Below are 22,188 nucleotides of genomic sequence, written 5' to 3'. Positions count from 1 at the left end.
CGTTTCGTGGCCGTGGCCTTTAGCGTGAAAATGTGAATCGACCAGGCCGGAGTACACACCTGTCACTTTGATACCAAACGGGCGAACTTCCTTGCGTAACGCGCCCATGAAGGCTTCCTGCGCATATTTGCTGGCGGTGTAGAGCGACCCACCCGCAAACGTGCGTTTTGCTACGTCGGAAGCTACGACAACGATATGTCCGGCACCGAATGACTTCATGGCTGGCAAAGCGGCTTTTGTCAGAATAAACGTGCCTTTCACGTTGGTGGCCATTACGTCGTCCCACTCACTGACGGAGAGTTCATCTACGTTTTTGAAGATGCCAAAACCGGCATTATTGATCACGACATCGATACGCTGAAACTGATCGAGAGCGGTTTTCACTACGTTTTCCATGTCGGCTTCGTTGCTGACGTCGCCCGGTACGGCTATAATTTTTCCTTGAACGTGCCCTTCAGTGGCTTCTTTTACTAATTGGTTGAGTTCGTCTGCGTTACGGGCTGTAACCACTACGTTGGCACCATGTTCGGCCAGGCGGAGGGCGGTGGCACGGCCGATACCCCGCGATGCACCAGAAATAATAACACTTTTATTTTGTACGTTCATAGTAGTTTTCTACCCGCATAAATCCCGGAGGATTAGACAAAGTTGGCAAAGAGTTTGGTGCATTATTGCTGTTTTTTGAAGTATCGGATCATTTCGCCGAAGTTCATACCCATACTCAGGCCACGAATGGATTTGGTAATACGGTCATCTTTGGTGACGGGTGTTTTGGCTTCCTCAATCCAATTGCTAAAATAATTCTGATGGCTTTTCGACAACGTATCGAAATGCTTCTGTGCGGCTGGGTCGTCCTGCAGACATTCCAGTAAATCGGCCGACATCGGAATAGGAGAATCGTCGACTTCTAATTCAACCCGAATCGAAGCACCGGCTTCGTCTTTGCCCATTCCCCGGCGCATGGTCGCATTGATGGGTATGATAAATCCGGTTCCGGAACCATCTTCCCGTTTCAGCGGCAGCAGCGCAACCTGTTTAATTGGATGGTTGTCCAGCTTACCTTTTACCCGATACGTTGTTCGTTGACCGGGTTTTAGCTCGTCCGTTATTTCCGTTGGAATCTCAATGTACGTCCAGCGGGTTTTATCGCCTTTTTCGGTGAATTTTTTGAGGATCGTTGTGAAGGAGGGCATGAGAAAAGGGAAAAAACAGAAAGGAGCGTACCGTGAATCCTTTCTGCTTAGAACTTGATGGTATAAAACTGACACAGATACGTATCGCCAAACTCAGTGATCAGTTTCCGATACGTTGGTTGAAAACCGTAGCGTTCGTAGAACTGCATAAGCTTGGGGCGCGTCGCATCCGTTTCGAGCTGGAGCGTAGTTATGCCTCGACGCAAGCATTCCTGACGAACAAAGTCAAGAATGGCCGCAAACAGATTTTGTCCGGCAAACGGTCGGCGGATGGCTAATTTGTGAATAAAGCCGGAGGTATTGTCCGGTACGTCGGGCCAGAAGAGCGGGTCTTTCCATTGCAGAATAAACACCGCAGCGGGCTCGGATTCCGTTCCGTCGTTCCGGTCGGCATACATGATGTAGAGGTTGCCCATCGTGTGTTCGTCCAGCAGATTCTGGGCAGTGAGTGTATCAAGGTTCCAAAGCTCCTGGTCGTTGTTTACAAGCCACTGGCCAACTTCTTTAAGTATGTCGATGGCCAGATCGGGCTGGTCGTTCCGGAAAGTAAACGTCATACATCAGGTTGTGTTTTGATCGCCAGAGCCGATCATCAGGAGCCAAGATAATTAAACTTTAGACTCGCTGCCAAGTTATGCGTATATGGCTGATCTAAACAAAACAATCCTGCAATCAATAAGTAGTGGGCTGATTGGCGCTACGGTTCTGACCGCTCTCCACGAAACCGCCCGCCAGTTTATTGACGACGCGCCCCGCGCCGATATTCTGGGCGAACGCGCCATCAAAAAAACAATGAAAAAGGCGGATCTGGAACCGCCCGCCGATGATGAACTTTATTACTGGACGTTGGGCGGAGATATCGTTTCCAACGCGCTGTACTACAGTCTGGTTGGCTTGGCAAAACCAAAACATGCCTTGCTGGCAGGTGGCGCTTTAGGGCTGGCTGCGGGCGTTGGCGCCGTAGGTTTGCCAGGACCGCTAGGCTTGGGAACTGATCCGACAAATCGAACATCAGCTACAAAAGCCATGACTATTGGCTGGTATCTGGTGGGTGGTCTGGTGTCGGCTGCGGCCTATACGTGGCTAAAGCGTAAATAATAAGCCTAAAGAGTACCGGATTTGCTACGTATCGCTTTTTCGTAGAGCATCCTGTTCGTACTACGTTCCAAAGGTTGATGGTGCACAGGATGAGTCATTTTACTACGTAACCTCTTTGTTAGGCTGCAAAGCTTTCTGATAGATGGCTACCTGTTATAATTTTATTATCTGGGTAGATATCTAATCTGGACATCACCCCAAACGGTATCTCTTTTAAAAACTCTTAAACTTTTATCGTATTGAATTTCAAGTACTTTCTTGTCAATCCATTTTGTTGAAATAGCTTCTTTGTAACTTTCTAGGGTAGGTTTACCGTTCGCTACAAAAATATTTCCTCCATATGAATCATCTAAGATAACCCCTCTGTTGAGTAGAGAAAAGTGAATCGATTTTGACGTTGTAGCTCCACAGTCCCTTGTAAAAACAAAAAGATGCTTTGTGTTATCACTATTTTTTTGAGTAAAAATCAGCTCATTTTCACAATCAACTATTGATGTACAGGATTGAAATAAGCCAAAAAGCAATAATAAATTAGTTTCTTTTTTCATTTTTCGTTAACAAATCTTATCCGCAGTAACTGATGTTGGCCAAAATCTGGCTGAACTTAGCAGTCTAACTTACACTTAGGTGAAATTTGTCGGCCGGAATCTACCTGTTTAGACACTCACTCTGTCCAGAAGAGTTAGAAATGGAAGCAACCTAATGGATTACGTATTGCGTACGAAACTTAAAGATGCATTCAGGGAGCATATTTTCCTGGGAAAGCTGCCATCCCCGAAGACTTATAAATTCATGCGTTTGAGTTCTTTAACGGCGTAGTCGGCAGCACGGGCGGTGAGTGCCATATACGTCAGAGACGGGTTCACACAGGACGACGAAGCCATGGCTGCACCGTCGGTAACAAATACGTTTTTAGCTCCCCAAACCTGGTTATTGGCGTTGAGTACCGACGTTTTCGGGTCGCGGCCCATGCGAGCAGAGCCCATTTCGTGAATGCCAATGCCGGGGTTTTTGTCGGTATCGTTACGTGTCTTGATGTTTTTCAGGCCAGCCGCTTCGAGCATTTCGGCAGCATCGTTCATCATTGCCTTACGCATCCCAATGCTGTTTTCGCCCCAGGCTGCGTCAAATTCGATGATCGGTAATCCCCACTTATCTTTCTTGTCGGACAAGCGCATCCGGTTGTTCGCGTCGGGTAAGGTTTCGCCAAAGCCACCAATACTGAACTCCCAACGACCCGGTTTAGTGAGGTTGTCTTTAAAATCTGGCCCAAAGCCATCCTGTGAAGCTCCGGCAGCCCAGTCACGACGCGCCCCGCGACCCTGATAGCCAAAGCCGCGCACAAAATCTTTACGCTTGTCGTCGCCCCAGTTTGCAAAGCGGGGAATGTAAATGCCATTGCCCCGCCGACCGTAGTAATACACGTCCTGCAAGCCTTCGTACTCACCCGATGCACCAGCGCCCAGATGATGGTCCATCAGATTGCGTCCCAGCTGATCCGAATCATTGCCCAATCCGTTCGGAAAACGTTTTGAGGTCGATTGCATCATGATCCAGGCGGTATTGAGCGTAGAAGCATTCAGGAAGATGATTTTGGCGTGATAATCCTGCGTCTGTTTCGTATTCTGATCGATGACCCGAACGCCCGTAGCTTTATTCTTCTGATCATCAAAAATGACCTGATACGCAATTTTATCCGTGATGACGGTCAGATTCCCCGTTTTCACGGCGGCTGGTAACGTAGCAGACTGCGTACTGAAATAGGCGCCAAACGGACATCCGCGTACACACAGATTCCGAAACTGGCACGATGCCCGTCCGCCATCGGTATGCACTTTCTGCGCTACGGAAAGAATAGCCGTCCGCCCAATCGTCAAATGGCGACCTTTAAAATTCTTTTCGATGCCTGATTTAGCCAGTAACTCAATGCTATTCATCTGCATAGGCGGTACGTAGTCGCCATCGGGCAGAACGGCCAGTCCATCGCGACTTCCGGAAATGCCCGCAAATTTCTCAACGTACGAGTACCAGGGCGCTAAATCTTTGTAACGGATCGGCCAGTCGGCACCGTGACCGTCTTCGAGATTGGCCGTAAAATCCCGTTCGTTCAGCCGGTAGCTCTGGCGTCCCCACATGAGCGAGCGCCCGCCCAGGTGATAGCCCCGAATCCAGTCGTACGGGCGTTTTTCGATATACGGTACGTCCACATCTTTAGTGAACATATGGCGCTGATCTTCGCCGGGCTTTCCGCCCGAGCGGGCATTGGCCCAATATTCTTCGGCAGCCCAAAGCTCAATTTTTCCCCGGTGCGGAAATTCCCAGGGATCTTTCATAGCTGTGGGGTAATCCGTTACGTGTTTGAGGTCGGGGCCGCGTTCGAGCATTAGAACTTTCAACCCTTTCTGCGTCAGTTCTTTTGCTGCCCAGCCACCTGATATACCGGAGCCAACGACAATCGCGTCGTAGGTCATTCCTTTTTTTGCGTCAAGATTAAGGTTCATGTTCCAGGAGTTGTAAGGTTGTAGAGTTGGATGGTTATAAAGTTTTACCTTGAGTTGACAGGCTACGGCGACCGAAAGATCATAAGCACTACGCAACCCTATGACTTTTTAACTTTACAACTCCTTTATGTTGCCCACGCTTTCTGGCCAGGTTTTAGTTTAACAACGCCTTCGTATTTGCCGGGAATTTTTACGTACTCCAGTGCCTGTGTACATCCGATTTCGGAGCTGAAATAGCCCAGAATCGTCAGTTCTTTAACGAGTTTGAAAAATGGAGTGAGCGGAGCGTTTTTCTCCGCATCTTTCACTACAGTGCCCGTTTCGGCGTCCACCATTTTGGCTTCGGTCTGATCCGTACCGGCTGGGGCAAAGGCCCCCAGCGTTGTTTCCGGGTCTTTGGCTAGTTTCTCCTGACGTTTCGGATGCTGTTTGGCTTCGGTTTTCGCCATCTGCTCAAACTGTTTTAGAATAGCCGTTTTCTGCTCTGTCGATAACGTAGCAAACGATTGAGAATAGGCTTTTTTGCTTTCTGCTTCAACAGCGTCCAGACCTTTCACGAAATGTTCCTGCTGGGCTGATTTGTAGCAATCTTTCAGGATCAACTCAATAGTCGGTGCGACTTTGGCTGCTTTCGCGCCCGGCGTCGACGTGGCAGGCAGAATTACCTCGGTGATCTCATCCAGAAGCGTCTGCTGGTCAGGACGTAGTGCGAACGTTGAGGGCGGTTGTCTCCTGACCCGATGAGGCTGGTATCCTTCTACAATAGAAGCCAGGGATGGGGCTGATAAGGCGCTGCCCATCGTGAGGGCTACCTGAAGAATTGCTTCTCTACGATTCATGAGAAATTCAGTAAAACGCGTTGATAATGCTACGTTCCGGAAATATGAAATGAGCCACTGTAAAGATAAGCCGATTGTACAGAAGTAGTTAGTGTTAGAAGACACAAAACAAAAATCCTACTTAGACAGTCCCACAGAATTGAAGTCTATTCGTCTCCAGCAAAGCAGCACGCGTGGCAGTCATAGATTACTCTATGACCAGCTTATTTACCCAAAATTCGCTTTCGGTGCTGAATGCCCCACTTCCGAAGTTCTTCAATGACTTTTTCGAGTGAGTGTCCATAGGGCGTCATCGAATACTCAATCACAACGGGGTAGGAATCGTGGACGGTACGTTTGATCAACTCGTTCATTTCCAGTTCCCTCAATTCCTTCGCCAGCATTTTATCGGTGATGTTCGGAATCTCTTTGGCAATCTGGCTAAATCGTTTGGTGCCGAAGGTAAGCGCGACAATAATGGGCAGTTTCCATTTGCCATTAAGGATATCCAGCGCATCTCGTACGGGAAGAATCATGCCTCTGCATTCGCTATGATCAATCGGTGTGTGAATGTCGATTTCAGGTGAAAGTTCGGTCTGCGTTTCCATGATTGACAAGGTCTACTATCTCAAAGTATAGTGCTATACAACTGTATAGTACTTTATTCAGTATAGCAAATATAGATAGGTTTGCATCGGTTAACAAGAAAGCTGACTGTAAAAAATTACTTCTTATGAAACGCGATAAAATAGTGTATTGGGTAGCCACGTCGCTGGTTGTTTTAAGTTTGGGCATGGCTGGATTTGCCTATTTCACTGATCCGGCTGTTAAAGCGGGCTTCCGACATCTGGGATTTCCTGATTATTTCCGTGTCGAACTGGGCGTTGCCAAAATTATAGCGGCTTTTGTGCTGGCCATTCCGGCAATACCGACTCAGATTAAAGAATGGGCGTATGCTGGTGTAGGCATTACGTTCATTTCGGCGGCAATTGCGCATATCAGCAGCGGTGATCCGACGGGAATGGTTATCAGCCCAATCGTGTTATTTGTTTTTCTAGCCGTGTCGTATCGCTATTTTCATCGATTACAGACTGCAGATGGACAATTGGCGGGAGCCACTCATTAAACAGGTCGTATATGCGTAGTATAAACCCAACTAAAATGCAGGTTGAAATCTGGTCGGACGTCATGTGCCCGTTCTGCTACATCGGTAAGCGGAAATTTGAAACAGCCCTGAACCAGTTTGCAGATAAGGACGAGATCGAGATTGTCTGGAAAAGTTTTCAGCTTGATCCGAACCAGCCAACGGTTCCCGACAAAACCGTGCAGCAATATCTGGCCGAACGGAAAGGCATGAGTGTCCAACAGGCTCAGCAGATGACCGACCACGTAACGAACGTAGCGAAACAGGCGGGTCTTACGTTTCACTTCGACAAAGCCGTAACCGCTAATTCGTTCGATGCGCACCGGGTGTCGCATCTGGCTAAACAGCATGGTGTGCAAAACGAACTCGAAGAACAACTGTTTGCCGCTTATTTTACCGACGGAAAGAACACCGCCGACCACGCTACGTTGGTTGAGTTGGGCACTGAGGTTGGACTAAAGGCGGAGGAAATTCAAACGGTACTGCGTAGTGATCAACATGCTGATGATGTACGTACCGACATTTATGAAGCTCGTCAGTTGGGGGTTCAGGGCGTTCCGTTCTTTGTGTTCAACCGGAAATATGCCGTGTCGGGCGCGCAGGAGAGTCAGACATTTCTGGGTGCTCTAAGCAAGTCTTTTGCCGAGTGGAAACAAGCCCAGGCCGAAACCGTGCTTGAGGTAGTAGAAGGGCCAACCTGCACGCCGGATGGGGAGTGTGCATGACCTTTAAAAAAGTCTTTTATAGAGACTAGAACGCAGCTCGTCATGAACTTTACAATTAAACAGATGAAATCGTAAAGTTCATGACGAGCTGCGTTCCAGTTGTAACTAACAAGCTTCGGCTTCGCAATCGTCCTCGGCCACAATTTCTGTTTCCAGCGTAGCGTGATTGATATTGCGGTGTTCGAGCCGATGGCGTGCGTCGTGTTTGAGGGCCGCAACCTGTTCATCAGTCAGGCCAGCTTTGAGGACAAGATGGGCGGTAAGGGCGTTTTCAGTCGTGCTCATGGCCCATACATGTACGTGATGTACGTCCTGTACGCCTTTCACGGCTCGCAAATCAGCCAGTACTTCGGGCAGATCAATTCCTACCGGAACGCCATCCATCGAAAGCCGCAAACTATCCGTCAGCAAATTCCAGGTTGACCCCATAATCACCACCGCTACAGCAATGCCAATCACCGGGTCGAGCCATACCCAGCCGGTATAGCTGATCAGTACTCCCGCCACAACTACGCCCAGCGATACCAGCGCATCGACCATCAGATGCAGATAAGCGCCTTTGACATTCAGATCGTGTTCTTTGTTCCGGTAAAAAAGCAGAGCCGATAAGCTGTTGACCAGTATGCCAACGCCAGCAACCCAGGCGACTGCTCCGCCCGCAACCGGTTCTGGATGACGAAACCGCTGAAAACTTTCCCACAAAATTGCGCCAATGGTAATCAGCAGAATGACGGCATTCGTGAGCGAGGCCAGTACGGTACTTTTTCGATAACCATACGTAAAACTGGGTGTCTGGCGAACCCGCGCCAGCCGGAACGCCAACAGTGAGAGTAACAAACTCGCTACGTCGCTCAGGTTGTGACCCGCGTCGGCAATGAGCGCGAGGGAGTTATAGTAGAATCCAAGAATAAATTCAACAAGAACGTAACCCGCATTCAGAACGGCACCGATAATCAGCGCCCGGTTGATGCTGGTCAACGCAACCGGGCCGTGACTGTGTCCGGCGTGGCTATGGTCGTGATGAGCGTGTTCGTGCGCCATACTTATAATTTTAACTTAATACCGCCATTAATGATACGTCCATCCGTTGGCGCATATATATCCGTAACAAACGATGGATTTGTGGGTGTTCCACCAACCAGCGGCTCGAAGCGCGACTGCCGAACGTCGAGGAAATTCTCGAAGTTGATGAAAACGCTTCCGAAGCTCCATTTCTTCTCGATCATGTAACCCATTGTCCAGTACGCGGGCGTTTTGGTGCCGTTGGTACGTTGCTGATGACCCGAATAGAAGGCTTCGAAGCCGGTTTTCAGTTTGTCGGTTTCGTAGAGCGTTGTAAAGTAAAGCCGATGTTTCGCCGTTAACGGATTCATGCCTGTCAGGTTATCGTAATGCCGTTGCGTATCAATAAACGAATACCCCAGAAACGCGTGAAAATCATGATAAACCAGCCGGACATTGGTTTCGAAACCGCGCGTACTCAGGTAGCCATTCGCCGTACGAAACTGGGCAACTCCCGTGGGACTCAATACGGTCAATCGATTCAGTCGCGTATAAAAGAATAACTGATTGACCGATAAGGTAGTTTGTTCACCGAGATCGACTTTGTAATTGATGTCCCAGTTTAGTCCTATCGACGATTCGGTCTGGTCACTACGTATCGACCGCAGATCGACATTCTGGAATAACAAACGTTCGGCATCTTCGGTAAAAATCGTGGGCGCTTTGTAACCCAGGCCACCACCTAACCGACTCGTCCAATGCTCCGACGCCCGATACAGCAGTGAAAACCGGGGAAGCAGAAAAACTTTAGCCTTGTCGTGACCCAACGTAGCGTCCACCTGCGTACTCACTACGTCGCTACGTAGGCCGGTTTCCAGACTGAGCCGGTCCGAAAGGGTAAGCGTATTTTGAATAATAACTCCCCCGATTGTCTGGCCATAGATTCCGAAGACAGACGCAACTGGGAACCTCGGAAAATATTGGCGGAAGTTGTCAGTCCAAACATTTAATCCGACAATCCAGTCCGATTGAGTGTAATGTTTGAAATAGTTGATTTCCGAAAACGACGATTGCTGAATCCCGTTGAACTCATAATTCGGTAAAACGATAGCGCGTTTAAAATTGCTGAAACTGTTTTTGACGGTCAGAACCGCGTCGTTGGCGAACCGTTTTTCCAGCCGAAACTGCGTAGCGAACCGGCGGGAGTTGTTTGCTTCTGTATAGCCCGTTATGGATTCGCTTCGGATGGTTGGCAGATAGCCGCCGGTCCGTTGCTCGTCCGTCCAGATAATACCTGCCGAAAGGGTTGTCGTTTCATTTGGGTACCAGAAAAATTTTGGCTGAAACGTCGTTCGATACGTCTGTGGTAAATCCGAAAACTGGTCCTTGTTGGGGTCAAACGCCCGTTGTAAATTTCGCGTAGCGTAGAACGTAACGCCCAATTTGTCGTTACGTTGGGCATAATAGCCGTTCAGATCGAGGCCCAGCGCCGAAGTGCCGTTGATCAGAAACGATAGTTCGCGTTCGCGCGTTGGTTCTTTCGTAATCAGATTGACCAGACCCGCAATGGCCCCGCTGCCGTATAGCGTAGACTGACAGCCTTTGATTACCTCCACCTGCTTCAGATTCAACGGCGGCACCTGCATAATACTCAGCCCGCTCGAAAAGCCACTGTAAAGCGGTAGTCCATCCTGCAAAAGCTGCGTATACCGGCCATCCAGCCCCTGAATCCGGAACGTAGCATTGGCCGACATCACCGACGTTTGCTGCACCTGAATTCCCGGACTTTCCCGCAGAATAACAGCAATATTGGCGGGTTGCATGTTCGCTTTTTCGTCCAGCTCTTCTTCGTCAATAACCTCAACCCGCGTTGGTTCATCGGCAACGGTCCGCCCGCTTCGGGTCGATGATACAGTGATCTCCTCCAGTTCTTCCTCCGAAGGTTGAAGCGAAATCCGTAACGTATCGGTGGAAGGCGTTGTTACAGTCTGATTAACCGATTGAAAACCTACCGCTGAAATACGTAGTCGGTGCGGTCCGGACGATGGTAAGCGTAGCTGGGCATAACCGGCTGTGTCGGTGGCTGCGCCCGTTGTGCTGCCAATCAGCAGGATAGTGGAACCGGGAATGGCCTGATTCGTGAGCTTATGGCGGACAGCGATACGTAGTGTATCCTGACCAGAAGCCGAACGTACCAGGCTGGTTGTGAGAAGTATAAAAAATAAAATAGCGTTTTTCATGTTGTATGAAGAATACAAGGAAACAATCCGGCCAATGGATGATCGGCCGTGAAAAAATCCACGAAAAAACGCTTATAACTTAGGGGGCTGCCAGATTGCCTGTGCTACGTCGGCGTGGCTGGGCGACTGATACGTAAAGAGCTGATCAGACGCAATCCGCGTGCTGGTGGCAGAGGGCGCTACGTAGTGAAAGAGCCGGGGAATTGAGAAACCGACGCAGGTGGTGCAATGACAGAACGGACTGCATGGCGCTTTGTGGCCATGTTCGTGGTCTTGCTCGGCAGAGTGAGAAGCTGACGTACTGGTTGTTACGTTCTCGTGCGCATGACAGTCGGCATCCGGGCAGGGTAAGCCTGTCAGGAGCAACAGCCAGAACGAAAAGATGTAAATCGTCCACTTCATAATTTAAAAGTAGAAAGTGGCCGAATGCAACAGGTAGTCAAAAAGGAAATAAGTTGCTATACGAGGTGATTTTTAAGATTTTATCCAAATTTTTATCCGTAAAAGCGTGTTGCCATTGTCTGATTCTGAAAGGCGCAGGTCCCGGCTTTTCGGCTGAATGCAAAGCACAATTGTAGAAACGAGCTTATTTCGTTGGAAACTGGAAAGGTGGCGCTACGTATACGCTAGGCCTAGGTCGCGGACGACTTTAAAGGTAAATTCGTTACACAACGGCATTTTTCGCCTGAAGTAGTTCCTAAATTGCTTCATCATTGATCCTCTATTTTTTTACGATGAAAACGGATTGTATCGGTAAACATGAGCATACGGCTTGTCCGCGTTGTCAGCGGCGATTTGAATGTCGGGTAGGAAGTATCAACCTGTGTCAGTGTCAGGCCGTTACGTTGACCGAAGCGCAGCGGCAGTACGTCAATTCGCTGTATCAGGGCTGTTTATGTGCCAACTGTTTGCGGGAACTCCGCACCGAATACAATCATCAGACACATCAGAACGTATTAACCAAACTACTGCATGGCCATTAACGAAACGCCGGAGCTAGCCGCTCGGAGCATCCGCATTGCTGTCGAGATTTACGTTGAAGCAATGTATTCGATGGAACGGCATTAGGCTATTCATGGGTCGTTTACGTTCGTGGCGCTGAATGAAGACAAAAAGCCCATTCGTATTCTTGAACGAAGCGAACCAGCCGAAAAACTTTAATGCCTTATTACTACGTGCAAACAGATTGTATTTTTCTTTTTGCAACATAGTTGCAAAAAGAAAAATGTCGTAGATTTGTCACCTGATAAGCTAGTTTGGCTTATTGAATGATCAAATCTGTTCTATGTCGCTTTACTCGTCAAATTATGACGTCATCATCATAGGGGGTAGTTACGCCGGTCTAAGCGCGGCTATGGTACTGGGTCGATCGCTACGTCGGGTGCTGGTGCTTGACAATGGTAAACCTGCTAACCGTCAAACACCACATTCGCACAGTTTCCTGACGCGCGATGGGGCAACACCCGCCGAATTGAGTGCTATTGCCCGCCAGCAGGCACTGGCTTATCCGACTGTACAACTTATTGAGGCTACAGTTACGTCATCCGCTCAGGATTCTCAAACATTTGTGGTAACAACCGATTCGGGCGCTACGTATTCGGCCAGCCGGCTTCTGCTGGCAACGGGTTTAAAAGATCAGTTTCCGGCCATTCCGGGTTTTGCGGAATGCTGGGGCATATCCGTGTTGCATTGTCCGTATTGTCATGGCTATGAGGTGCATGGACAGACGTTAGGCGTACTCGCAAACGGCGATGATGGTTTTGAATTTGGTAGACTAATCCATCACTGGAGCCCAAACTTAACCTTGTTTACAAACGGGCCATCTACGTTATCGGCGGAGCAGACAAAGGCGTTGACACAACACCAGATTACTATTGTAGAAACGCCAATTTCGGCCATTACACACCAGAACGGGCAGTTGAGTGGCCTGGTACTTGCGGATCAAACGGATTATTCGCTGGACGCTTTGTTTGCCCGATCTCTGTTGAGTCAGGCCTCGCCAATTGCCGAGCAACTAGGGTGTCTGCACAATGACATAGGGCTTGTGCAAATTGATGAGTGGGGACGAACTAGCGTACCGGGAGTGTTTGCCGCTGGTGATACGCACACAATGATGCGTCAGGTAATGGTTGCCGGAACCAATGGCCTTCGGACGGCTGTCGTGATCAACAAGGACATGATTGAAGAGGAGTTTCAGAACGTACTGCAGTAGCCTCTGGCCCGATTCATGGCTTGCTGTGTTTATTATGGCTCTCAATCAGCTAGTGGGTTGTTTTATCGCAAGGGTATTCGTAAGTAAAATACGTAGTGGACTTGAGAATCGACCGGGTAGAGTCAACATAGGCATCGATTGAGATAAGCGAACATAGAAGTGATCTGCGGGAAAGTCTGGTGTCGTGAAAAAAGTAAATAATAGCTGGTATGAACAACTCAGCACAATCTTGACATACCTTTGCCCTGTCATGAAAAATGCGCTAATCTTCCTCCTGCTTTTTGCTACGTTGCTGCCAACGGTCAGCCAATGGGGAACGATTGCCTATTATCATGCTAATAAAGAGTACATCGCTCGGGTGCTTTGCCAGAATCGTGATAAACCTCAGCTGCACTGCGATGGACAGTGTTATCTGGCAAAACAATTAAAAGCACAACAGGACAAGCAGGATAAGGAAACAACGGAACGGGTGCAGAATACCCCCATTTTGCAGCTATTCTGTGAGGTTGCCCAGCGGTTTGAGTTCAAACTGAGTGGGGTTGAAGTGACCTCATCGATCACATCCGATTATTGCTTGCCTTCTTATACGTCTCCCTTACTGGACTTGCTACGTCCACCTCAGGTTTAGATTGATACGTTGCTGAATATGATAAGTCTGCACTCGCCAACTGACGATGTGTGGCTGATTTCTTTCCGCTTTTTAATCTAAACTAAATCTTCTGTGAATATTTATAAAGTTCTCATGGCCAGTTGGTTATGGGTTATTGCTGTAGGCTATGCCTATGCGCAAAATACAATACAAGGGCTTGTTTTTGATGCCCAGACCAAAGAACCGCTTCCGGGCGTCACCGTATCCGCAACGGATGGGAAATCGGGTACAATTACGGATGCAAACGGACGGTTCTCCATAGCACCTACCTCCACTACCGTTTTTGTGTCGGCCATCGGCTATCGGCGTCTTGAAGTCGACGTAACGTCGGGAAAACCGCTACGTATTGCTCTTGAAGCAGCGGTGGAAGATTTGCAAACGGTGGTTGTGACGGGCAACCGCGAAGCTGCACTACGTACCGAAACACCCGTGGCGATCTCTAAGCTTTCGCCCAGGCTGATTGAAGAAACAAAGCCGACGGGTATTTATGAGGTGATTAACAAAACGCCGGGAGTGCTGATGGTGAATCTGGGAAATGAGCAGCACATGATGGCCATTCGGCAGCCGATGACCACAAACGCGTATTTTCTGTATCTGGAAGATGGCGTTCCGGTTCGGCCGATGGGCGTGTTCAATCATAATGCGTTGCTCGAAATGAACCAGTTCACGGTCAGTTCCATCGAAGTGGTGAAAGGCCCCGTATCGTCGATTTATGGACCCGAAGCGGTAGGGGGCGCCGTTAATTTTATTACGCAGCGACCAACGGCTGTGCCAACAGTTCGCGTGGGGATTCAGGCTGACCAGTGGGGGTATCAGCGCCTGCAATTTGGGGCAGGAGCCCGGCAGGGCAAATTTGGTATTTACCTGGGCGGGTTCGTGTCGCGGCAGCGGGATTCGTGGCTAACAAGTTCAGATTACGACAAATCGTCGTACTTTGCCCGACTTGAGTACGCTGTTACGTCCCGAACGCGCCTGACCGGAACGTTTTCCTACAACAACTACAACTCGCAAACCAGCGGCAACGTTGACAGTACGGCTTTTTTCGCCCGACAATACGTTAGCACCACCGATTTTACGTACCGGAATGTGTTTTCGTTACGTTCCCGCCTGACGCTCGAACACGACTGGAAAAACGGTTCGCAATCGTTTATTACAGGCTTCATCCGAAATAACAGCATCGGGCAGAATCCGACGTATTCGATTCGATGGACAAGCGGCTCCACGACTGCTACAGGACAGATCAACAGTAATGATTTCAGGAGTTATGGCTTCATTGCCCAACACACGCAACGGCTGAATTTCCTGAACAGCAAACTCATCGCTGGCGCTACGCTCGACCTATCGCCTAATACGTATTACGCTTATCAGACTGAGTTGGCAGCCGAACTGCGTGCCGATAAACGATCGGTTCTGAAATACACCCAACTGCGAGAACGCCCTGATATTCAGTTGGCTAACTATCAGGCTGATATTCATAACGTAGCGACTTATTTGCAATACGATTTTGAGCCGCTACGTAAACTGAGAGTTTCGGCGGGCCTGCGCTACGACCGAATGGCGTTCGATTATACCAATTCACTGGACAAGAGTTCCGGCGATAAAGTATACAGCCAACTGACGCCCAAAGTGGGTGCTACGTATGATCTGGGAAATGGTAAAGGTCTGTACATGAACTATGCAAGAGGGTTCTCGCCACCAGCCCTGACATCGATTTTTCTGAAACGGACTACGCCGACGCTGACCGGCGATTTATTCTATTACAATCTGCAACCGGCCAAATTTGATAACCTGGAAATTGGCGGTTGGGCGTCGCTGCTACGTAACAAAATCTACGTTGACGGGGCCATTTACCAGATGAACGGAACAAACGAATTGCTCAATATTCGTCTGCCAGATAACTCGTTCGATTATCAATCGGCAGGACGAACGCTGCACCGGGGTATTGAACTGGGCGTTACGTATCGGCCGTCGAAGCAGGTATTTTTCCGTTTTGGTGGTACGTATGCGATACACCGATTTGTCGAGTTTACGCTAAGTAAACGCGCTTCCGATGTCGTGCAGAACGTGAACGGTAACGATATGCCCTCGGCCCCCCGCCTGCTCTGGAACACCGAAATCAGCTATTATCCAGCCTGGTTTAAAAACTTCCGGACCTCGGTAGAATGGCAGCACGTATCTGGCTGGTCTCAGAATCAGATCAATACGGTACGGTATGATGGGTATGATTTAGCAAACGTTCGCGCAGGCTATCAGTGGAAAGGTATTGAGGTATTTACCAACGTGCTGAACGTAACGAACGCGTTATTCGCGACGAACGCTACTCGCGGCAACAATGCCACAGACAGAACCACCTACACTCCGGCAGCTCCACGCACATTTGTGTTTGGTATTCAGTATACTTTTTCTGGCAAATGATTATGACCTACTCCTTTCTATTTCCTATCCTCGGTTGGATGCTGGCGCTGCTGCCTGCCACCGAAACCACAGTGTCCAATCCTCAATTTGCTGGCGCTGTTCCACGTCTGACGACCGATGCGGCTGGAAATCCGTTGCTTAGCTGGGTTGAAAAAAATGGCGAAAACGTAGCTTTCTACTTTGCCTTGTCGAAAGATGGGGGGCAAACGTTTGGCGAGAAAATTCAGGTAAAAGCCCCGACGACCATCTCGGCTCATGCAGAAGGCATGCCTAAAGTTGCCATGAAAGCTGATGGTACGTTACTGGCCGTTTTCGAAGTCCCCCGCCCAACTGCTGCCTCACGCTTTGCCGGAGATTTACTGTACACAATGTCGGCGGATAACGGAAAAACCTGGCAGGAACCCAGACCCGTTCATCAGGATGCATTGCCGGGTAAAAGTCATTCGTTCAGCGATATTACGCGATTACCGAATGGTGAAATTGGTGTTGTCTGGCTTGACGAAAAACTCCCCAATCAGGAAGGGCGTCCGGTTGTGTTTGCGCAGACAACCAAAGGAAAGGGTTTCGGTGCGGCTGTTCGGGTCGATGACAATGCGTGCCAGTGTTGCCGTACGAATGTATTTGTGGATTCTCAGAAACGTATTCACCTGACGTATCGTGATTTATTGCCAGGCAAAGCTGGCGAAGTCGCTTCCCGTGATATCAGTACGGTGGTGTCGAACGACGGGGGTAAAACATTCAGCAAACCACAGGTTGTTGTGGCTGATCACTGGCAGGTAAATGCCTGTCCGCATGCGGGGCCGGTAGTGGCACAGGTAGGCAACAACGTAATGATGACCTGGTTTTCAGGAAAGGAAAATGCGGCTGGGCTGCGGCTGGCCCGTTTGGGATCTGATAAGCTGTTATCCAGTGTGTTAACGAGCCGCGCGAAACATCCGCAGGTAGCCTCCGATGGAAAGAAATTAGTCTGGGTTTGGGACGAGTCGATCTCTCGGGATGGTTCCGGCGAGATGGGTTCCTTTGTGCAGCGAATCGGGATACGTACCGTTTCTGAAGAAACAATCAGTCCGACGAAGTACCTGACTCCTGAATCGGTTGGCGCTACGTACCCGGCTGCGTTGATGACGGCTACGGGAACGCTGGTCGCTTACGAACAAACAAAGGATAATGAACCCACCGTGATCGTTGTGCAGCAGTTGAAGGATTTGTAAGACGTAATGCCTGAAAAATCTTTCAGAACCAACAATATGAATCAACGTCCGGTTTAGGGAAAGATTAAAATTCGATTAACGTTATTGTAAGGAAGCTTCTCTAACTTCGTAGCCATAAGCCACTGCCAGAAGACACTATGCGCGTTTTGATTGTTGAAGATGAATGGGAGGTTGCCGGGCTGATAAAAAGTGGTTTGGAGGAATATGACTTCGAGGCCGACACGGCAGGCAATGCGATGGAGGCACAGCAGCGACTGGCTGAGAAGGAATATGATGTTGTAATTCTGGACGTGAATCTGCCTGTAATTAATGGGTTCGATCTGTGTCGCATGATTCGCCATAAATTTGCCACCCTCCCGATTCTCATGCTGACGGCTTTCGGGAGTACGGATAATAAAGTTGATGGATTTGAGGCCGGGGCCGACGATTATCTGGTGAAGCCCTTCGAGTTTCGGGAACTGGTGGTCCGATTACGGGCGCTCAACCGACGTAACGCCAGTGTGCCGACCGAAGTAACCGTGTTGAAAATTGCGGATCTGGAATACAATCAACAGAGTAAAGCTGTAAAACGCGGTAATCAGAAAATTCCTTTGACGGCCCGTGAGCTGACGTTGCTTGAGTTTTTCATGAAGAATCAGAATCGGGCGCTTACACGTAACGAAATCATTGAGCAGGTCTGGGACCTGAATTTTGATACCGGTACCAACGTAGTGGACGTGTACGTGAACTACCTGCGTAAAAAAATCGACAGGGATTTCCCCCGGAAGCTGATTCATACGATTAGCGGCATCGGCTACATCATGCAGGCTACCGACGACTGACCCATGAAAATACGTACTCGTCTTTCCTTCACATTCGTAGGGGTGGTTGCGGCTATTTTGCTGCTTTTTTCGATGGTCGTATATGCTACCGCCGAGTATTTCCGGCAACGGGATTTTTATCTGCGGCTCAGTGACAAAGCAAAAAACACAGCCCGATTGCTGCTGGAGGAAGACGAGATAAACGCCCGTCTGTTCAAAATAATTGAACGAAACAACCTGACGGCTCTTCCCGAAGAACAGATCAATGTATACGATCAGCAGAATCGGATGGTGTATGCAACGCGCGACAGTTCGATCGTAAAGTCAGACGTACTGGCCTCGATCCGTAAAAAAAAGGAAGTGTTTTTTCGCCAGAAAAATGCTGAAGTCATTGGGTTTGTCTACCCGTACAATAAGAAGGAATACGTACTGATCGCATCGGCTTACGATCAGTATGGAATCGAGGAAATTGGCCATTTAGGTACGATCATGGTTGTTGGACTGGTTTGCAGTCTGGCGTTAGTGGGCGCGGTTGGCTGGGCGTATGCCGGACGTTCATTACAGCCTATTTCCGACGTTGTCCGGCAGGTTGATCAGATTACCGCTTCCAATTTGAATCAACGCGTAACGGCGGGTAATGACCAGGACGAAATAGCACAGCTGGCGCATACGTTCAATCTGATGCTCGACCGGGTACAGGAAGGGTTTGAGGTACAGCGAAACTTTGTGGCCAATGCCTCGCACGAGCTACGTACTCCGCTGACGATCATTACGGGGCAGATTGAAGTGACCTTGCTCAAACGTCGTACGGTTGAGGAGCACGAAGCTAAATGGAAGGCAGCGCTGGAGGTGATCCAGCGCATGAACAAGCTGACGAATAACTTACTGAACCTAACCTTGGTAAGTCTGGAAGCGACGCCTTTAAAATTCAGTGAAGTGGCAATCGACGAGGTGATTTATCAGGCGGCCCAGATGCTCATGAATCGACAACCTGACTACGCCGTTGTTTTCTCGTTTGATGGAGAAATCGAGAAGATTCAGCCTTCGCTGACCATTGAGGGTAATAAATCGCTGTTGTACTCGGCATTTTTCAATCTGATGGAAAATGGCTGTAAGTTTTCTGAGAAAAAACGAGTTGATGTTGTACTGGATGCCAACGCACAATGGGTAACAATTGCCTTTAAAGACGAAGGAGTTGGCATTGCAGAAGAGGACATCAAAAATATTTACGAACCTTTCTTTCGGGCGCAGAACGTAAAACGTATTCACGGCCACGGTGTAGGGCTGCCGTTAACCTACCGAATCATTCAGCTTCATCGGGGGCAGATTCAGGTAGCTTCCCAGCTTGATGAGGGCACTACGTTCGTGGTTCGTCTGCCTAAAAAATTCTAATCGAATTCTAATCAGCCTCTAATTGGATTCTCACTGCCTTCTAACCAGCCCTTAATTAAAGGTGTAATTAATTAAAAGAACTTTGTTGTGTGGATTTCTGAGTGGATTCTAAACCATTTTGAATCATGAACAACAAAGCGAACAAGAGTAGGAATGGCAATAAACTGGTCAACTGGATAACCGTTTGGGGGTTGATTTTTGGCTGTATTGCATTCAATCTATACTTCGACAATCGGCAGACGCGCCTGGATAAGAAATACTATCGCACGCAGTTTGAAGCTGAGAGCCAGCGAGCTGATTCATTGCACAGAGCGGCTCTTGAACTGGAGCATCGCCTTCAGAAAATAGAATCTGGATCTACGGAGAAAGTGTCAGTTAATCAGTCGGCCAAGTCTGTAAAACCGTTAGTGACGAGAGAGCTATGAAGTTGTAATCTGATTTACTCAATGTTCTCACTGAAGAAAAGTCCTGCCCAGTTAGGTTGTGGTATGATCGATTTGACGCATCATTCGTAAGTGATCCACAACCTGCTGGCGTAGGCACAAGACATTCTCATACAACCAGAAACTGACATGAATACGAAGTCAACCGTTTTGCAATCGATAGATCTGACCAACCTTCAGGGCGATATCCGGGGTGGGGCAATCTCATTTTTGGTGGCTGTTCCTTTATGTCTGGGTATTGCCCTGGCGTCAGGAGCGCCACTTTTTGCCGGTATTATTGCCGGAATTGTCGGTGGGCTGGTCGTCGGACTTGTTAGCCGTTCGGCCGTGAGTATATCGGGGCCGGAAGCGGGTCTGATCGTTGTTACGTTGAGTGCCATACAATCGTTGGGATCGTTCCCTGCCTTTCTGCTGGCTACATGTATTGCCGGATTAATTCAGGTCGGCCTGGGCTTTGCTCGGGCAGGTATGGTTAGCAATTTTTTTCCATCGTCGGTTATCAAGGGAATGCTGGCTGGTATTGGTATTATTCTGATTATCAAACAACTGCCGCATTTGGTAGGCTACGACGCCGATGCAGCCGAAGGATTTGCTTTATTTCAGCCGGGTGGTTTCAATATCATTGAGCAGCTCCGTATGGCGCTTGGGCAGTTCAGTGGAGTTGCCATTCTGATTGCGCTGACGTCATTTGCGGTTTTCTATCTGTGGGAACGACCTTCCTTCCGGCAACGGGCTTTTGCTCAAAATGTACCCGCTGCACTGGTTGTTGTTGTTCTGGGCATTAGTATCAATGAACTCGTTCGTCTGGCTTTTCCACAGTGGGCCTTACGCGGAAATCACTTGGTGCAATTACCGGTACCTGAGAGTGCAGCCGCTTTTTTTCAGTTGTTTACGCTACCCGATTTTTCTCAGTGGAGTAATCCGCTGGTTTATACGTCGGCGGTGGCAATTGCGCTCGTAGCCAGTCTGGAAGCCCTTCTGGCCATAGAAGCATCGGACGAGCTGGACCCGCTCAAACGTAAAACGCCTGCCAATCATGAGTTAAAAGCACAAGGCATCGGCAATCTGGTCAGTGGCATGATAGGTGGTATTCCGCTGACGTCGGTTATTGTAAGAAGTTCGGTGAGTATTAACGCGGGGGCACGTACCAAGCTGGCTGCTCTGATACACGGTACGTTGCTGCTGGTCTGCGTAGTGACCCTGCCGACTTTGTTAAACAAAATTCCCTGGGCTAGTCTGGCGGCTATTCTGTTTGTGACGGGGTATAAACTGGCGCGGATTGAGGTATTCAAAGCGATTTTCGCGGAGGGTACAGCCCGTTTCATCCCCTTTGTAGTGACTATCCTGGCGATTCTGCTGACCGACCTGCTTACCGGTATCGGTATCGGCATGGTAACGGGCATCTTTTTTATCCTGCGCGCTCACTACCAGAATACGCATCGCGTTCAGACGGAGTGGGTCAGTGATATCAAGCGGATTCATGTGAGTTTGGGCGATCACGTATCGTTTTTAAGCAAAGCCAAGCTGGTTAAACTCCTCAAAAGTATTCCCGACAATGCTATCGTAGAAATTGACGGAACACAGTCGTCCTACATTGACAGCGATGTGATTGTGACCATTCAGAATTTTGGTATCGCAGCCCGGCAACGTAACATTCAGCTTATTTTTCTGCCGAGTCTGGCAACCGATCAGTCGCCGATCTATACCTCAAAAGAGTTATTCAATATCCATCGACGTAACGGGGCAAGGCTCCGCTCAAAGCCTCAGGTGAATACTACGTCTTTGTAAGGGTACTACCTGAACGTAACGTCTGCCCTTTAGTCAGGAGCTGGAAGAATCACAAATCCCGTACGTCGAAGACCAATATCCGATGTGCGGGATTTGTGTTATGTAATCACTACGTAATGAAACATGAATCTGCCTAACGGTCGATCGCAGGAACGTACAGCGGATTTTTTAAGGGGTAATAATTTTATTGGAAAATTAAAAAAATGAACATAAATAAATTTACGCTTTCATTTTTCAGTTAACTTATAAGAGTCTTAAGTAGAAGTTAAATCATTATTAATTGTCTAAAAAATAGTTGATCAGGGCATTGATAAATTAGTATATTTGATTCTGCCTCTAACACACACCTATACATAAGCCTGTTTTTTGATGAAGCTGGGGAGCTTCCTGTTATCAGTCGTTTTACGGTTACGCGTTGCTCGCTCCCCAATTCGATACGCCGTAGTCAGTCGGTGAGTAAGCTTAGCGATTTACGTATCCTTCTAAAAGCGAGCTCGTCATGGCTTTCTATTTTTCTGCTGGTTATATGGCACAGACCACTCCTACTGTATGGGTTG

22 protein-coding genes are annotated in these 22,188 nt (G+C 48.7%); 12 read left to right on the top strand and 10 right to left on the bottom strand.

Annotated elements, in window-relative coordinates:
- The 3 genes from ACOJS8_RS13840 to ACOJS8_RS13830 form a co-directional block, all read right to left on the bottom strand.
- On the bottom strand, positions 1-606 hold a 606-nt coding region (locus ACOJS8_RS13840), incomplete at its 3' end, for an SDR family oxidoreductase (RefSeq protein ID WP_420149133.1).
- Positions 607-668: 62 nt separating this feature from the next.
- On the bottom strand, positions 669-1,193 hold the full coding sequence (locus tag ACOJS8_RS13835) for a YdeI/OmpD-associated family protein (protein ID WP_420149132.1): 525 nt from the start codon (positions 1,191-1,193) through the stop codon (positions 669-671).
- A 47-nt stretch (positions 1,194-1,240) separates the two neighbouring features.
- Positions 1,241-1,750: a GNAT family N-acetyltransferase gene (locus tag ACOJS8_RS13830; protein WP_420149131.1), complete on the bottom strand. Its 510-nt coding sequence runs from the start codon at positions 1,748-1,750 to the stop codon at positions 1,241-1,243.
- A gap of 85 nt (positions 1,751-1,835) precedes the next feature.
- Here ACOJS8_RS13830 and ACOJS8_RS13825 point away from each other — a divergent pair, with 85 nt between their 5' ends.
- Positions 1,836-2,291 carry a hypothetical protein gene (locus ACOJS8_RS13825; RefSeq protein WP_420149130.1) on the top strand — a complete coding sequence of 152 codons (456 nt, stop codon included), beginning with the start codon at positions 1,836-1,838 and terminating at the stop codon, positions 2,289-2,291.
- Between the two features lie 164 nt (positions 2,292-2,455).
- Here ACOJS8_RS13825 and ACOJS8_RS13820 read toward each other — a convergent pair whose 3' ends face one another.
- From ACOJS8_RS13820 to ACOJS8_RS13805, 4 genes are all read right to left on the bottom strand, one after another.
- Complete coding sequence (locus tag ACOJS8_RS13820; RefSeq protein WP_420149129.1) at positions 2,456-2,839, bottom strand: hypothetical protein; 384 nt, start codon at positions 2,837-2,839, stop codon at positions 2,456-2,458.
- Positions 2,840-3,073: 234 nt separating this feature from the next.
- The gene (locus ACOJS8_RS13815; RefSeq protein ID WP_420149128.1) at positions 3,074-4,792 is read right to left on the bottom strand and encodes a GMC oxidoreductase; all 1,719 of its coding nucleotides are present in this window, start codon (positions 4,790-4,792) and stop codon (positions 3,074-3,076) included.
- A 125-nt stretch (positions 4,793-4,917) separates the two neighbouring features.
- Positions 4,918-5,631: a gluconate 2-dehydrogenase subunit 3 family protein gene (locus ACOJS8_RS13810; RefSeq protein WP_420149127.1), complete on the bottom strand. Its 714-nt coding sequence runs from the start codon at positions 5,629-5,631 to the stop codon at positions 4,918-4,920.
- A 203-nt stretch (positions 5,632-5,834) separates the two neighbouring features.
- The gene (locus ACOJS8_RS13805; protein ID WP_420149126.1) at positions 5,835-6,218 is read right to left on the bottom strand and encodes a winged helix-turn-helix transcriptional regulator; all 384 of its coding nucleotides are present in this window, start codon (positions 6,216-6,218) and stop codon (positions 5,835-5,837) included.
- A 125-nt stretch (positions 6,219-6,343) separates the two neighbouring features.
- On the opposite strand from ACOJS8_RS13805, the gene ACOJS8_RS13800 reads away from it, so the two are divergent.
- Both ACOJS8_RS13800 and ACOJS8_RS13795 read left to right on the top strand, forming a co-directional pair.
- Positions 6,344-6,736, top strand: coding sequence for a DoxX family protein (locus tag ACOJS8_RS13800; protein ID WP_420149125.1), 393 nt, complete (start codon positions 6,344-6,346; stop codon positions 6,734-6,736).
- A gap of 11 nt (positions 6,737-6,747) precedes the next feature.
- Positions 6,748-7,479 (top strand): DsbA family oxidoreductase, encoded by a 732-nt coding sequence (locus ACOJS8_RS13795; protein ID WP_420149124.1) that lies wholly within the window; start codon positions 6,748-6,750, stop codon positions 7,477-7,479.
- Between the two features lie 105 nt (positions 7,480-7,584).
- Here the strand turns inward: ACOJS8_RS13795 and ACOJS8_RS13790 are convergent, their stop codons facing one another.
- From ACOJS8_RS13790 to ACOJS8_RS13780, 3 genes are all read right to left on the bottom strand, one after another.
- Complete coding sequence (locus ACOJS8_RS13790; RefSeq protein WP_420149123.1) at positions 7,585-8,520, bottom strand: cation diffusion facilitator family transporter; 936 nt, start codon at positions 8,518-8,520, stop codon at positions 7,585-7,587.
- 2 nt (positions 8,521-8,522) lie between these two features.
- On the bottom strand, positions 8,523-10,721 hold the full coding sequence (locus ACOJS8_RS13785) for a TonB-dependent receptor (protein WP_420149122.1): 2,199 nt from the start codon (positions 10,719-10,721) through the stop codon (positions 8,523-8,525).
- A 72-nt stretch (positions 10,722-10,793) separates the two neighbouring features.
- Positions 10,794-11,123, bottom strand: a complete 330-nt coding sequence (locus ACOJS8_RS13780; RefSeq protein WP_420149121.1) for a DUF6660 family protein — start codon at positions 11,121-11,123, stop codon at positions 10,794-10,796.
- A 332-nt stretch (positions 11,124-11,455) separates the two neighbouring features.
- Between ACOJS8_RS13780 and ACOJS8_RS13775 the strand changes: the two genes are divergently transcribed.
- The 9 genes from ACOJS8_RS13775 (at position 11,456) to ACOJS8_RS13735 (ending at position 21,631) form a co-directional block, all read left to right on the top strand.
- Entirely contained in the window at positions 11,456-11,704 is a 249-nt protein-coding gene (locus tag ACOJS8_RS13775; RefSeq protein WP_420149120.1) for a cysteine-rich CWC family protein, read from the top strand.
- A 302-nt stretch (positions 11,705-12,006) separates the two neighbouring features.
- Positions 12,007-12,933 (top strand): NAD(P)/FAD-dependent oxidoreductase, encoded by a 927-nt coding sequence (locus ACOJS8_RS13770; protein WP_420149119.1) that lies wholly within the window; start codon positions 12,007-12,009, stop codon positions 12,931-12,933.
- Positions 12,934-13,183: 250 nt separating this feature from the next.
- Positions 13,184-13,561 (top strand): hypothetical protein, encoded by a 378-nt coding sequence (locus ACOJS8_RS13765; RefSeq protein ID WP_420149118.1) that lies wholly within the window; start codon positions 13,184-13,186, stop codon positions 13,559-13,561.
- Between the two features lie 114 nt (positions 13,562-13,675).
- Positions 13,676-15,997, top strand: coding sequence for a TonB-dependent receptor (locus ACOJS8_RS13760; protein ID WP_420149134.1), 2,322 nt, complete (start codon positions 13,676-13,678; stop codon positions 15,995-15,997).
- 2 nt (positions 15,998-15,999) lie between these two features.
- Positions 16,000-17,208 (top strand): sialidase family protein, encoded by a 1,209-nt coding sequence (locus ACOJS8_RS13755; RefSeq protein ID WP_420149117.1) that lies wholly within the window; start codon positions 16,000-16,002, stop codon positions 17,206-17,208.
- A gap of 137 nt (positions 17,209-17,345) precedes the next feature.
- The gene (locus tag ACOJS8_RS13750) at positions 17,346-18,029 is read left to right on the top strand and encodes a response regulator transcription factor (protein WP_420149116.1); all 684 of its coding nucleotides are present in this window, start codon (positions 17,346-17,348) and stop codon (positions 18,027-18,029) included.
- A 3-nt stretch (positions 18,030-18,032) separates the two neighbouring features.
- A complete protein-coding gene (locus ACOJS8_RS13745; protein WP_420149115.1) occupies positions 18,033-19,400 on the top strand; it encodes an ATP-binding protein in 1,368 nt (455 codons plus the stop codon).
- 125 nt (positions 19,401-19,525) lie between these two features.
- A complete protein-coding gene (locus tag ACOJS8_RS13740; RefSeq protein ID WP_420149114.1) occupies positions 19,526-19,825 on the top strand; it encodes a hypothetical protein in 300 nt (99 codons plus the stop codon).
- Between the two features lie 147 nt (positions 19,826-19,972).
- On the top strand, positions 19,973-21,631 hold the full coding sequence (locus ACOJS8_RS13735; protein ID WP_420149113.1) for a SulP family inorganic anion transporter: 1,659 nt from the start codon (positions 19,973-19,975) through the stop codon (positions 21,629-21,631).
- Positions 21,632-22,188: the final 557 nt, after the last annotated feature.

Source organism: Spirosoma sp. (assembly GCF_048594605.1).
Lineage (GTDB): Bacteria > Bacteroidota > Bacteroidia > Cytophagales > Spirosomataceae > Spirosoma.
The sequence above is the reverse complement of the archived record's forward strand: the minus strand, read 5'-3'. Positions and strand labels throughout refer to the sequence as shown.